Origin of the sequence: Thalassospira sp. MCCC 1A02491 (genome assembly GCF_001613785.1) — a bacterium.
Lineage (GTDB): Bacteria > Pseudomonadota > Alphaproteobacteria > Rhodospirillales > Thalassospiraceae > Thalassospira > Thalassospira povalilytica.
Genome location: NZ_LPVX01000009.1, coordinates 110,059 through 123,122, shown reverse-complemented (window position 1 = coordinate 123,122; position 13,064 = coordinate 110,059). Strand labels below are relative to the sequence as shown.

Sequence of the window (13,064 nt, the reverse complement as noted above, 5' to 3'; positions counted from 1 at the left end):
GGCGGGTCACACATCGCCGCCGGGCCGATCATGATCGGATTACATCGACGCCTTGTCGGTTACGACATGGGTCCAGGCACCTTCCGGTTCCTTGGTGATGACCGGGTCAGACCCCCCCGACAGCAAGCTGTCAACGGTGCGCTGATAGGCAGCTTCGTCAAGGGCGGCACTGTCGCCCAGAAGCTTTGCAATTTCCGTCATCATGCGGACCTGATGTTTTTCGGTCTGTGCACCGGTTGCATCATTGTCCAGAACGATGCCGGCAGCTTCTTCCGGGTTTTCTTTCGCATACATCCAGCCCTTCATGCTGGCTTCAACGAAACGCGCCATCTTGTCGACAAATGCCGGGTCCTTGAGATTGTCTTCAAGAACATAAAGGCCGTCTTCAAGGGTGGCGACGCCCTGGTCTTCGTATTTGAAGACCTTAAGGTCGTCTGCCGAAATACCGGCATCAATCACCTGCCAGTATTCGTTATAGGTCATGGTCGAAATGCAATCGGCCTGCTTCTGAAGCAGCGGATCAACGTTAAAGCCCTGTTTCAGGACGGTAACGCCCTTATCCCCGCCATCGGTCGGAATGCCAAGTTTCGACATCCAGCTCAGGAACGGATATTCGTTGCCAAAGAACCAGACACCAAGGGTACGCCCCGGGAAATCATCGGGGCTTTCAACACCGGTTTCCTTAAGACAGGTCAGCATCATGCCAGATTTGGCAAACGGCTGTGCAATATTGACCAGCGGCACACCCTTTTCACGCGATGCAAGTGCGGATGGCATCCAGTCAATGATCACATCGGCACCACCACCGGCAATCACCTGTGGCGGGGCGATGTCCGGGCCGCCCGGATTGATGGTCACGTCAAGATCGGCTTCTTCGTAGAAACCTTTATCAAGGGCCACGTAATACCCGGCAAACTGGGCCTGTGTGACCCATTTAAGCTGCAAGGTTACTTCATCTGCTGCCATCGCCGAAAACGATGTCAGACCGAAACTCAACCCTAATGCAGTCGCAAACAATTTCTTCATTCGTCGATGTCTCCTCAGGTTGTAGTCAAGTCCTCCCGGCGGGTCGTCTTTGATTGTGCCTTTAATGGCGACGTACCCGGAATGATGGATGCCATGACGTCGCTTTTCTCTCGATATAAGCCACGGCCCCATAGAAGGCGGTCCCCGCAAGGGCCGCCAAAGCGATCTCTGCCCAGACCATGTCGATGTTCATCCGCCCGACCTCGGTCGAAATGCGGAAGCCCATCCCCACAATCGGGGTGCCGAAAAATTCGGCGACGATTGCGCCAATCAGCGCAAGCGTGGAATTGATTTTAAGTGCGTTGAACACAAACGGCATGGCCGCGGGCAAGCGTAACCGGAACAGGGTCGACCAATAGCCCGACGCATAGGTCGCCATCAGGTCGCGTTCAAGTTTCCCCGCTGCATTCAGCCCGGTCACCGTATTCACCAGCATCGGGAAGAAGGTCATGATCACAATGACCGCTGCCTTTGATTGCCAGTCAAAGCCGAACCACATCACCATGATCGGGGCGACCCCGATGATCGGAAGGGCCGAAACCATATTGCCCAGCGGCAAAAGACCGCGTTTGAGGAACGGCACACGGTCAACGGCAATCGCCATGACAAAGGCCGACCCGCAACCAAGCACATAGCCGCTTAGCACCGCCTTGACAAAGGTCTGATAGAAGTCCGCCGCCATGATATCGGTCGAGGTCACAAACCGGACCCCGATCATGCTGGGCGGGGGCAACAGAACCTGTGGCACGCCAAAGCCCGATACCACGACTTCCCAGACAAACAGCAACCAGACCCCGAAGGCCACCGGCACAATCACATTGGCTGCCTGCTGTTTTGCCATTTCAAGCGAACGGTAATTGGCAATCACATCAATCCCGCGCCAGACAAAAGCCCACAGCGAAATGATGAACAACCAGAACCCGGTTCCGGCATATCCGGCCACCCCGTAATCATACAGGGTCGCGATCGCCTGGCTGCACCCAAATACCGCCACCGCCAGTATGACCGCCCCGCTGATGACGGTGCGTACTCCAAGCCATGTGAAAGCCGCACCGGCAATCACACACAGCGCCATGGCAATGGCAAGACCGGGAATATCGCCGACAAAGGCAACCTGTTTTCCGGTATCGGGATCAATCCCGGCCAGCGGAAAGATCAGCGCCAGAAGGGCCGCAATCGCGCCGACCAGACAGAATTTGTCAAGTTTCATCGGGGTCATGACTTTACCCCCATGCGGGCCAGAACCCGGCGTTCAAACCACCCGACAATCACCACCATCATCGCCGCGACAAAGGCCGCGGTCAGAAGGGCAGACCAGATCTGAATGGTTTGTCCGTAATAGGAGCCGGCAAGCAAACGCGCCCCAAGCCCCGCCTGTGCGCCGGTCGGCAATTCACCGACAATTGCCCCGACCAGACTGATGGCAATCGCCACTTTCAGGCTGGCAAACAGGTATGGCATCGCCGATGGCAGACGAAGCTGCCAGAAGGTCTGCCATTTCGAGGCATTATAGGTCCGCATCAGATCAAGCTGGATGACTTGTGGTGACCGCAGCCCCTTGACCATGCTGATGGTCACCGGGAAAAAGCACAAATAGGTCGAAATCACCGCCTTGGGCACCACGCCCTTGATCCCGATGGCCCCCAGAACCACGATGATCATCGGGGCAATGGCAAGGATCGGGATGGTTTGCGATGAAATCACCCATGGCATCAGGCTTTTTTCAAGCGTCATGACATGGACAATGCCCACCGCCAGAACGATGCCAAGAATGGTGCCAATGCCAAAACCAAGCAGGGTCGAGGAAAGCGTTACCCAGCTGTGATAGACCAGCGAGCGCTTTGACGTGATCTTGGTGGCAAAGATGGTTTTATACATTTCCTGGGCCACCTGATGGGGGGCCGGCAGGATCGGGCGTTCCTGTGCCAGGGTATCTTCGATCAGCTGGCTGGTGGTCCAGGTCTGATCGGCACGGTTATATTTGTCGATCTGGGTCGGCGCATTCATGAAGACCGCCCCGACATACCAAAGAACAAACAGCGCAATCAGAACAACACAGACCGGACCGGTCTGTCCCGCCATCATGCGCGACCAGATCGACGGTCCGGCAAGGGACCCGGTCATGGTGGCGGTGTTACTCGTCATTGCTGTGCCCCGCGCGCAAACCTTCGCGAACCCGATGCGCAATTTCGAGGAACTCCGGCGTTTCGCGGATATCGAGATTACGTTCACGCGGGAAATCGGTTTCGATCACATCAATGATGCGGCCCGGACGCGGCGACATGACGACAATCTTGGTCGACAGATAGACCGCCTCGGGGATCGAGTGGGTCACAAAGGCCACCGTCTTGTTGGTGCGCGCCCACAATTTCAGAAGCTGTTCGTTCAAATGGTCACGCACGATTTCGTCAAGCGCGCCAAACGGTTCATCCATCAACAGCAGATCGGCATCAAATGACAGCGCACGCGCAATCGATGCACGTTGCTGCATCCCGCCGGAAAGCTGCCAGGGGAATTTCTTTTCAAAGCCGTTCAGTTCAACAAGTTTAAGCGCGTCATGCGCACGTTTGATGCGCTCTTCCTTGGAAATCTCCATGATTTCCAGCGGCAAGGTCACATTGCGTTCAATCGAGCGCCACGGCAAAAGTGCCGGGGCCTGGAACACATAGCCATAAGCCCGGTTTTCACGCGCCTGTTCGGGCGAAACACCATTGATGGAAATATCGCCGCCGGTCGGCTTTTCCAGATCGGCAATCACGCGCAACAGCGTGGTCTTGCCACAGCCCGACGGGCCGATGAAGGAAACGAAATCGCCTTCATTGATCGTCAGATCAACATCGGAAAGCGCATAAACCGGACCATCGGCCGTCTGGAATGTCAGCGACAGATTTTTGATATCAACAACGGCGTCCTTTGATGCGGGCATCTCGGCAACATTATTGACGACTTGTTTTAGCGTCATGGGGTTTCCCCTGATCGTATGTCTCTCTCGGAACCAGAAATGTCTCTTCTGGAATAACTTTACGGAAGCCTCCCTCAGGGACGTTGCCCTGAACCTTGCCGACATCTGATCAGACGGATGTGTTGCGTCTGCCCGGTCATTGCCGGGATTGCGGGGCATTGCCCGCCGGTCGGTCAAAGCAAAACGGCGAGCAGGCCTTTGCCCGCTCGCCGGTATCATGAAATCAGTTTCCGTCCGTCAGGCGCGTATAGGTCGACGGCCGACGGTCCCGGAAGAATTGCCAATTATTGCGAATTTCGCGCACCATCGACATGTCCATGTCATGGACCAGCAATTCATCCTTGTCGCGGGATGCCTGGGCCTCGATTTCGCCGCGCGGATTGACGAAATAGCTTTGGCCGTAAAATTCGCCAATATCCCATGGCTGTTCACGCCCGACCCGGTTGATCGCCCCGATAAAGCAGCCATTGGCCACCGCCGATGCGGGCTGTTCGAGTTTCCAGATATATTCCGAAACCCCGGCAACCGTGGCAGACGGGTTGACGATATATTCCGCCCCATTGAGTGCCAGCGCCCGCCAGCCTTCCGGGAAGTGGCGGTCATAACAGATATAGACACCAAGCTTGCAATACTGGGTCTCAAAGACCGGCCAGTCCGAAGCCCCCGGCTTGAAGAAGAATTTCTCCCAGAAACCGGCGACATGGGGGATATGGGTTTTGCGGTATTTCCCAAGATAGGTACCGTCGGCGTCAATCACGGCAGCGGTGTTGTAATACACCCCGGTAATGTCTTCCTCATAGATCGGAACAACGATCACCATTTTATATTTGGCTGCCAGTTCGCACATCAGCTGGGTGGTCGGGCCATCGGGGATTTTTTCCGCCGCGGCGTACCATTTCTTGTCTTGGCTTGGACAGAAATAGGGCTGTGTGAAAACTTCCTGAAAACACAGGACCTGCACACCTTTTTTGCCCGCCTCTTCAATAAGGGGCAGATGTGCCTCGATCATGGCCTTGCGGATTTCTTCAGGCGTCTGATCGGTTGAACCCTTAAGGCTCATTTGAATCAGGCCGCCTCTCAGCATCGACATCCGAGATACCTCCTTGATCTGATATTTTATGTCCTTGCCACTTTTGTGGTCTGACGGACTTATGTCCGAACGCGCCCCCAAAGACCCTGTTTTGCTTTATGCGGGCCTATTCCCAGAAGGGACGCGATCGAAAAAATCGCGAAACAGATGTTTCCTCCGTGGCGTTGCCGGACCATTTGGTTTTTATCAGTCCGGCAAGCCGCCCTTCGCCCGCAGGGGCGAAGGGGTATCAGTCATCGATGTTAGTCGATCTCTTTAAGCACTTCGCGCAACGTTCCGAACAGCTGATCGATATGTGATTTTTCAATGATCAGCGGCGGAGAAAGCGCAATGATGTCGCCGGTTGTGCGGATCAGGATGCCTTTTTCAAATGCCTTGAGGAAGGCACTGAACGCACGTTTGGTCGGGAAACCTTCGATCCCTTCGAGCTCGATCGCACCGATCAGGCCAAGGTTACGGATATCCTTAACACGCGGCAGATCAATCAGGCTGTGAACCGCATCTTCCCAATACTGGCCAAGTTCCTTGCCCTTTTCATAAAGACCTTCTTCTTCATAGGTCTCAAGGGTCGCAAGGCCGGCCGCACAGGCAACCGGGTTGCCCGAATAGGTATAGCCATGGAACAGCTCGATCATGTTTTCAGGACCGGTCATGAAGGTATCATGGATTGCATCGGTCGCGAACACTGCCCCCATCGGGATCGTCCCGTTGGTAAGGCCCTTGGCCGTCGTGACCAGATCGGGCTGAACGCCGAAATAATCGACCGCAAACGGGGCGCCAAGACGACCGAAACCGGTGATGACTTCATCAAAGATCAGAAGAATGCCGTGCTTGGTGCAAATTTCGCGCAGACGTTCAAGATAGCCCTTTGGCGGGATCAGAACGCCGGTCGAACCGGCAACCGGTTCAACAATCACGGCTGCAATGGTTGACGGATCATGCAATGCGCAAATGCGTTCAAGATCATCGGCCAGGAACGCACCATGTTCGGGCATGCCACGGGTAACACCGTTTTCTTCCGGCAAATAGGTATGGCGGATATGGTCAACACCACCCAGCATCTGGCCAAATGTTTTGCGGTTGCCCGAAATGCCACCGACCGAAATGCCGCCAAAGTTAACACCGTGATAGCCGCGTTCACGACCGATCAGGCGGGTGCGCTGGCCATCGCCGCGTGCACGGTGATAGGCCAGCGCGATCTTAAGCGCGGTTTCAACCGATTCAGAACCCGAATTGGTATAGAAAACATGGTTCAGGTCGCCGGGCATGAGCTGCGCCAGACGGCTTGCAAGCTCGAACGCCTTGGGATGGCCCATCTGGAATGCCGGGGCATAATCCAGTTCGTCCATCTGTGCCTTGACGGCTTCGACGATTTTCGGACGCTTGTGACCGGCATTGCAGCACCAAAGCCCCGCTGTCCCGTCAAGAATGTCGCGATTATCATCGGTTTTGTAATACATGCCATCGGCAGAAACCAGCATGCGCGGGGTCTGCTTGAACTGGCGATTGGCCGTAAACGGCATCCAGAACGCCGAAAGATCGTTTGGACGGCTGATTTTCGTGGTGGCTGTCATAAAAGGTCTCCCGTACCTTTTTTATTGCTTCCCTGACGCCGGTCGGGTGGCGGGCACCCCTATTTCCGGCATCTGACATCTTTCATTCCGGCATCGTCTGGCAGGTCCGATCAAGTGACCAATATGTCGCACATTCAACACCCGGAACGGCCCGTTTCACAGGCACGCAAAAATCGTTAGCATGAGACACGCCCATGCACTAGAGCTTTAACACCACCGGGGAATTGTTTCGAATATTCGACCGTCAAACACCATTTCAGCGACCCTGATTTTTATTTACGGCGTCTATTTTCTGTTTATCTTTCACCGGTGCTGTTCGATATTTCGGACAAAACCGACTCTTGACCGCAATCAAGAACGACGCGCATAAAAAAGTTTCTTTTGCATATTTATGGTAGAGGTTATTTTAACCTGACCAAACGGTCAAGATAAATGACACAAATCAGAGAGCATGAATGACCTCAGTTAAAAGCGGCTCTAAACAGGACAATCAGTTTGGTGCGAAACCCGCAGCAAACGGGGCACACAAGGCCGCAATCCGGCAGGAAAACGAAGAACAAATTCTGGCCGCTGCCGAACGGGTTTTTGCCGATTACGGCTTCAAGGGGGCGACCACCGCCCGCATCGCCGAAATCGCCAAAGTTCCAAAAGCCAACGTGCATTATTATTTCAGCACCAAGGAAGCCCTTTATCGCCGGATCATGGAAGATGTCTGTGACCACTGGCTTGAAGCGGCAATGACCTTTGACAACAGTGCCGACCCGGCAGTCATCCTGCGCGGCTATATCGAAGCCAAGATGGATCTGTCGCGTGCCCGGCCTTATGGGTCGCGGCTTTGGGCCCATGAAATCATTCGTGGTGCCAAATTTTCGTCGGACTATATTTCCACCACGGTCAAGGACTGGCTGGATACCCGTGTCGGCGTGATCCGCGGCTGGATTGCCGAAGGCAAGATGGATGACATCGAACCCTATTCGCTGATGTATATGATCTTTGCCACCACGCAGCATTATGCGGACTTTGGTCGCCAGATCGAGATATTCAACGGCAACCAGCCGCTTAGCGAACAACAATTCGCCGAGGCCAAGGAAAATGTTGTTAGAATTATTCTAAAGGGTGTCGGACTTAACTGATATTCTCCTTCCTTCGGATAGTTGCATTCCCTAATATAAAATCAAACCTTAAGAAACTGGGTCACTGTTATCGCCTGAGGCCGGAAATGATACGCATCACGCACAGCGTGCGCATCGTCTCTAACGTGTTTGCTGCATTGCTGACATCTGGATTACTGCTTGCGTCGGTCGATGATCGCGCCAATGCACAAGGCGTGTCTGCCAGCGATGAATGCAAAAGCATATCGGTCGGCGGGGCGGATGGCTGGGAACCCGTTACCTATATCGACAAGGACGGGCGACAGGTCGGGCTTGGGATCGACATCCTTCAGGAATATGCCCGCAAGCATGGCTTTCGTCTTGAATTGCATCTTGATATCCCCTGGACCCGGTCCTTGCAGATGCTTGAAAAAGGCGAACTTGATGTCATTGCCGGGGCCTATTTCACCGAAGAACGCAATGACCTTTTCCGATACAGCATCCCGTTTGCCTATGACGAAGTCATGGTCTTTCAGCACAAGGACCGGCAATTTGCCTTTTCCGGGATCGAGGATCTGGTAAATCGGCGTGGTGCCCGCCCGCAGGGGGGCAGTTATGGCGACTTCGTCGATACCTATGCGCGCGATCATCTCGACATGATCTATTCGCCGACCGGCAACAAGATTTTCGATGTTCTTTTGACCGAACGGGTGACCTATGTGTTGCTGGGGCGCTATGACGGGTTGACCAATATCTATCGCGACAAACTTGAAAACGAAGTTTTTGCCGTCGAACCGCCGCTGGTGCGCAATGACGTAGGACTGATGTTTTCGCGCACAACCCCGTGTCTTGACGATATTGCCGCCATCAATCTGCTGATTACCGAACTTGAAGAAAACGGCACCCTTGCCAGCATGACATCGGCACATCTGCACAAACTTGCCAGTGACAAGGAAAGCGGGACCTGACGCACATCAGCAAACGCCCGCCGCAATCACGGCAATACTCGCGAACCGCAACAACCAAACTTCCCGAAAGCGCCACAAAACAAAAAAGCGGGGCAAGATACCCTGCCCCGCCCCGGAACACTGCATGGTCAGTGCCCGTTTTGATTGTGTGTGATCGTTTGTAACGGATCGATGCCTAGTCCGATTTCTGCATCACGGTTTCATCGGCCTTGGCCAGAACCGCATGCAGCAAAACCTGACCACCGGCATCCGACCAGTGTTTGTGGACTTCTTCTATTTCGTTATGCGAAATCCCGTCCACACACGGGATAAAGATCATCGCGGTCGGGCAGACCTGTGCGAGATAGCACGCATCATGCCCCGCCCCCGATACGATTTCACGGGCCGAGAACCCGCCAAGTTCCGCGCCCTTGCGCACCGCATCGACACAGGACGGATCAAACGGCACCGGGGCATAATAGAAAATCTGCTCCAGCTCGGTTTTCAGGCCGATGTCAGCGGCGATCTTTTCCACTCCTTCGCGAAGGGCCTTGTCCATATCGGCCAGAACCGCATCATCGGGGTGGCGGAAGTCGACGGTAAAGAAGACCTCGCCCGGGATGACGTTGCGGGAATTCGGATGGATCTGCATCATGCCCACCGTGGCACAGGCCAACGGCGATCGATCCAGACCGATCTTGTTGACCAGATCGATCACACGGGCCGCCCCCAGCAACGCATCCTTGCGGGTTTTCATCGGGGTCGGACCGGCATGGGCTTCGACACCGGTGAATTTGATTTCGTACCAGCGCTGCCCCTGGGCATCGGTGACAATACCGATATCCTTGCCTTCATCTTCAAGGATCGGGCCCTGTTCGATATGGGCTTCGAAATAGGCCCCCATCGGATGGGCATCAATGGTCGGCTCGTCCTCGCCCATATAGCCGATCCGTTTCAGTTCCTCGCCCATGGTTTTGCCATCGACGTCAGCCCGTGAATGACCGTATTCAAGGTCAAACACCTTGGCAAAAACGCCCGAGGAAACCATCGCTGGGGCAAAACGTGAGCCTTCCTCATTTGTCCAGCACACGACTTCAAGCGGGGCTTCGGTTTCGTATTTGGCTTCATTGAGCGCCCGGATCACTTCAAGTCCCGAAAGCACGCCATAAACACCATCATATTTGCCGCCGGTCGGCTGGCTATCAAGATGGCTTCCCATCACCACAGGCGGAAGATCGGGATTGCGGCCTTCGCGACGGGCAAAGATATTGCCCATCTTGTCGATCCGGATCGAGCATCCCTCGGCCTTGCACCATTCGATGAACAGATCGCGGCTTTCGCGGTCAAGATCGGTCAGCGCCAGACGGCATACGCCATCCTTCGCGGTTTTGCCGATCTTGGCCATTTCCATCAGGCTGTCCCAAAGGCGGTCACCATCAATTGACAGATTTCGGACACTGGGTTGAAGAGTCATTATTCAGTCCTTTTGGTTGGTGGCTTATTCCGCAGCAAGGCGCATCGGGTTCAACGGATGTTCCGGCCAGGTCATGGGCGGCTTGTCGGTTTTGACCGGTTCCATGGTGATGCAATCGGGCACCGGACAAATGTGATAGCAAAGGTTGCAGCCAACACATTCCTCGTCGACAACTTCAAACAGGCGGCCGCCTTCGGGCTTGTTGGTCATGGTAATCGCCTGATGTGAGGTATCCTCACATGCGATGTGGCAACGACCGCATTCGATGCAGTTATCGGGGTTGATCACGGCTTTGGTGTCAAAGTTCATGTTCAACTCGTTCCAGTTCGCCACCTGCGGCACGGCGGCACGGGTGAACTGTTCGACACTGGTGTAACCCTTGTCATCCATCCACTGGCTCATGCCGTCGATCAGATCATCAACCACACGGAAACCATAGATCATCGCAGCGGTACAAACCTGAACCGCGTTGGAGCCCAGCGCCATGAATTCGACCGCATCTTTCCAGGTGGTGATGCCGCCAATGCCGGAAATGTGAAGGTTCTTCGTTTCCGGCGTGCGGGCAATTTCAGCCACCATGTTCAGTGCAATCGGCTTGACCGCCGATCCGCAATACCCGCCATGGGTTCCCTTGCCATCGACCATCGGTTCGGGGACCATCTGATCGATATCGACCGAAATGATCGAGTTAACGGTGTTAATCAGCGATACCGCATCCGCCCCGCCTTTATAGGCGGCCTCGGCCGACCACAGGATATTGGTGATGTTCGGTGTCAGCTTGGTAAAGACCGGGATATCGACCGCATCCTTGACCCAGCGTGTGACCTGTTCGACCATTTCCGGCACCTGCCCGATCGCCGAACCCATACCGCGTTCGCACATGCCATGCGGGCAACCAAGGTTAAGTTCGATGCCATGCACGCCGCTTTCAGCGATCTGCTGGGCAAGGTCCTTCCAGGCCCGTTCTTCGATCGGGGCCATCATCGATCCGATAATGACGTGATCGGGATATTCCGCACGGCATTCACGGATTTCCTGAAGGTTCACCGACAACGGACGATCGGAAATCAGTTCGATATTGTTGATGCCAAGCAAACGACGGTTCTGGTCATGATGGGCACCATAGCGCGACGATACGTTGACCACGGGCGGATCAATGCCCAGCGTCTTCCAGACAACCCCGCCCCAGCCTGCTTCAAAGGCGCGAACGACGTTGTATTTTTTATCGGTCGGCGGTGCAGATGCCAGCCAGAACGGGTTTAGCGAATCAATCCCGGCGATTTTGCAACTTAGATCAGCCATTTTTCTCTCTCCCTTTGACTGGCGGTTATGCGCTGGCGGATTTCAGGAATGCATCAATGGCAATGGCGGCCTGTTTGCCGTCCTCGACCGACTGAACCGTCAGGTCTTCGCCGCTTTTGATGCAGTCCCCACCGGCGAACACGCCCGGGGCTGTTGTCTGATAGTTTTCATCGACCACGATTTTGCCGCCGGCGATCTCCATTCCGGCAAGGTCATCGGTTTTGATTTTTTGTCCGATGGCTTTCAAAATCTGATCGGCGCGCACTTCAAAGGTCTCGCCAGTGCCAACCAGCTTGCCACTGGCATCAAGTTCGGTTTTTTCGAACTCCATGCCAATCAGCTTGCCATTGGCCTTGATCGCGACCGGCTTTGCCCAATAGCGGACAACCACACCATTGGTTTTCGCCAGATCCTGTTCGAATTCGGTCGCCGACATATGTTCGGCACCACGGCGATACACCAGGGTTACTTCATCTGCCCCAAGGCGCTTGGCCTGAACCGCGGCATCGATTGCGGTGTTACCACCGCCAATGACAATCACCTTGTCACCAACCGGCATGTCGGTTTTGGGTTCGGTCTGACGGAGCTTTTCGATAAAGCTGATCGCGTCATCAATGCCCGGGAATTCTTCGCCCTTAAGGCCGAGATTGTTGGTCGATCCAAGACCGACCCCGACAAATACGGCGTCATAGGAATCTTTAAGCGCCTCGATGCTGATATCGCGGCCAAGCGCCTTGTTGTATTCGATGCGAATACCACCGATACCAAGCAGGAATTCAACTTCGCGCTGGGCGAAATCGTTGGTCATTTTATAGGCGGCCAAACCATATTCGTTCAGACCGCCCGGTTTTGCCTTGGCCTCAAACACCGTGACATTGTGGCCCAGCATCGCCGCGCGATGCGCACATGAAAGCCCCGCCGGACCGGCCCCGATCACGGCAATCGATTTGCCGGTTTCCGGCGCACGCTTGAACGGATGGGGTAGATCGCGCGCCATCAAATGATCAACGGCAAAACGTTGCAAACTTCCGATTTCAACAGCCGTGTCTTCGGCGACGTTACGTACGCAGGCCTCTTCGCACAGCACTTCGGTCGGACAGGCACGGGCACAGGTGCCGCCCATGATATTGGCTGACAAAATGGTCTTTGCCGCACCATCCGGGTTGCCGGTGCTGATTTTGCGGATAAAGGTCGGGATATCAATCGATGTCGGGCATGCGGTGACACAAGGGGCGTCATAGCAATAAAGACAGCGGTTGCTTTCTGCCATTGCCTGAAGGGTGGAATATGGCGGATGCAGATCGGAAAAACCGTCATCTGCGTCATTGTGGCCGATGCCGCCATGATGGGCACCGGATTTGGAAACTTGCTTGGCCTGCAAGGTGGTCATTGGTTTTGTCTCCCTGCCAAAAAGGCGTCCTCTCCTGATGTCGTCGAGAGACAAAACAAGAATGCAAAAACAGTCTGACCGTTATCGGCACGGTAATCCCGTATCGGGATTGAAGATGGAATTATGGCGTGCGCGGACGGGGCGGGCCCGACCAACTCTGGGTCTTTCTGTTCTGAACATTCTTGGCGTATCCGTTCAGCAAATGCTG

Annotated in this window: 11 protein-coding genes; 2 read left to right on the top strand and 9 right to left on the bottom strand. The window is 54.8% G+C overall.

Going from position 1 to position 13,064, the window contains the following annotated elements:
• Positions 1-39 precede the first annotated feature (39 nt).
• The 6 genes from AUQ42_RS04865 to AUQ42_RS04840 all read right to left on the bottom strand — a co-directional run bounded on the left by AUQ42_RS04865 (position 40) and on the right by AUQ42_RS04840 (position 6,652).
• Complete coding sequence (locus AUQ42_RS04865) at positions 40-1,026, bottom strand: ABC transporter substrate-binding protein (RefSeq protein ID WP_068517975.1); 987 nt, start codon at positions 1,024-1,026, stop codon at positions 40-42.
• A gap of 61 nt (positions 1,027-1,087) precedes the next feature.
• Entirely contained in the window at positions 1,088-2,245 is a 1,158-nt protein-coding gene (locus AUQ42_RS04860) for an ABC transporter permease (RefSeq protein WP_068517974.1), read from the bottom strand.
• On the bottom strand, positions 2,242-3,171 hold the full coding sequence (locus AUQ42_RS04855; RefSeq protein WP_068517973.1) for an ABC transporter permease: 930 nt from the start codon (positions 3,169-3,171) through the stop codon (positions 2,242-2,244). Before AUQ42_RS04855 ends, AUQ42_RS04860 begins: the two co-directional genes overlap by 4 nt.
• Positions 3,161-3,952 (bottom strand): ABC transporter ATP-binding protein, encoded by a 792-nt coding sequence (locus AUQ42_RS04850; RefSeq protein ID WP_068517997.1) that lies wholly within the window; start codon positions 3,950-3,952, stop codon positions 3,161-3,163. Before AUQ42_RS04850 ends, AUQ42_RS04855 begins: the two co-directional genes overlap by 11 nt.
• Positions 3,953-4,211: 259 nt before the next feature.
• Positions 4,212-5,078, bottom strand: coding sequence for a nitrilase-related carbon-nitrogen hydrolase (locus AUQ42_RS04845; RefSeq protein ID WP_068517972.1), 867 nt, complete (start codon positions 5,076-5,078; stop codon positions 4,212-4,214).
• 242 nt (positions 5,079-5,320) lie between these two features.
• Positions 5,321-6,652 (bottom strand): aspartate aminotransferase family protein, encoded by a 1,332-nt coding sequence (locus tag AUQ42_RS04840; protein ID WP_068517971.1) that lies wholly within the window; start codon positions 6,650-6,652, stop codon positions 5,321-5,323.
• 455 nt (positions 6,653-7,107) lie between these two features.
• Between AUQ42_RS04840 and AUQ42_RS04835 the strand changes: the two genes are divergently transcribed.
• A complete protein-coding gene (locus AUQ42_RS04835) occupies positions 7,108-7,785 on the top strand; it encodes a TetR/AcrR family transcriptional regulator (protein WP_068517970.1) in 678 nt (225 codons plus the stop codon).
• An 86-nt stretch (positions 7,786-7,871) separates the two neighbouring features.
• The gene (locus AUQ42_RS04830; protein ID WP_068517969.1) at positions 7,872-8,711 is read left to right on the top strand and encodes an ABC transporter substrate-binding protein; all 840 of its coding nucleotides are present in this window, start codon (positions 7,872-7,874) and stop codon (positions 8,709-8,711) included.
• Between the two features lie 175 nt (positions 8,712-8,886).
• Here the strand turns inward: AUQ42_RS04830 and AUQ42_RS04825 are convergent, their stop codons facing one another.
• Genes AUQ42_RS04825 through AUQ42_RS04815 form a run of 3 tightly spaced genes read right to left on the bottom strand, consistent with a single transcriptional unit; the run spans position 8,887 to position 12,856 of the window.
• Positions 8,887-10,164, bottom strand: a complete 1,278-nt coding sequence (locus AUQ42_RS04825; protein ID WP_068517968.1) for a Zn-dependent hydrolase — start codon at positions 10,162-10,164, stop codon at positions 8,887-8,889.
• A gap of 24 nt (positions 10,165-10,188) precedes the next feature.
• A complete protein-coding gene (preA, locus tag AUQ42_RS04820; RefSeq protein ID WP_068517967.1) occupies positions 10,189-11,466 on the bottom strand; it encodes an NAD-dependent dihydropyrimidine dehydrogenase subunit PreA in 1,278 nt (425 codons plus the stop codon).
• Positions 11,467-11,491: 25 nt separating this feature from the next.
• The gene (locus AUQ42_RS04815; protein WP_068517966.1) at positions 11,492-12,856 is read right to left on the bottom strand and encodes an NAD(P)-dependent oxidoreductase; all 1,365 of its coding nucleotides are present in this window, start codon (positions 12,854-12,856) and stop codon (positions 11,492-11,494) included.
• Positions 12,857-13,064: the final 208 nt, after the last annotated feature.

Coding starts and splice junctions, on each gene's coding strand:
- AUQ42_RS04865 (WP_068517975.1), bottom strand. CDS start 1,026: ATGAAGAAATTGTTTGCGACTGCATTAGGGTTGAGTTTCGGTCTGACA.
- AUQ42_RS04845 (WP_068517972.1), bottom strand. CDS start 5,078: ATGTCGATGCTGAGAGGCGGCCTGATTCAAATGAGCCTTAAGGGTTCA.
- preA (WP_068517967.1), bottom strand. CDS start 11,466: ATGGCTGATCTAAGTTGCAAAATCGCCGGGATTGATTCGCTAAACCCG.
- AUQ42_RS04825 (WP_068517968.1), bottom strand. CDS start 10,164: ATGACTCTTCAACCCAGTGTCCGAAATCTGTCAATTGATGGTGACCGC.
- AUQ42_RS04855 (WP_068517973.1), bottom strand. CDS start 3,171: ATGACGAGTAACACCGCCACCATGACCGGGTCCCTTGCCGGACCGTCG.
- AUQ42_RS04835 (WP_068517970.1), top strand. CDS start 7,108: ATGACCTCAGTTAAAAGCGGCTCTAAACAGGACAATCAGTTTGGTGCG.
- AUQ42_RS04840 (WP_068517971.1), bottom strand. CDS start 6,652: ATGACAGCCACCACGAAAATCAGCCGTCCAAACGATCTTTCGGCGTTC.
- AUQ42_RS04850 (WP_068517997.1), bottom strand. CDS start 3,952: ATGCCCGCATCAAAGGACGCCGTTGTTGATATCAAAAATCTGTCGCTG.
- AUQ42_RS04830 (WP_068517969.1), top strand. CDS start 7,872: ATGATACGCATCACGCACAGCGTGCGCATCGTCTCTAACGTGTTTGCT.
- AUQ42_RS04815 (WP_068517966.1), bottom strand. CDS start 12,856: ATGACCACCTTGCAGGCCAAGCAAGTTTCCAAATCCGGTGCCCATCAT.
- AUQ42_RS04860 (WP_068517974.1), bottom strand. CDS start 2,245: ATGACCCCGATGAAACTTGACAAATTCTGTCTGGTCGGCGCGATTGCG.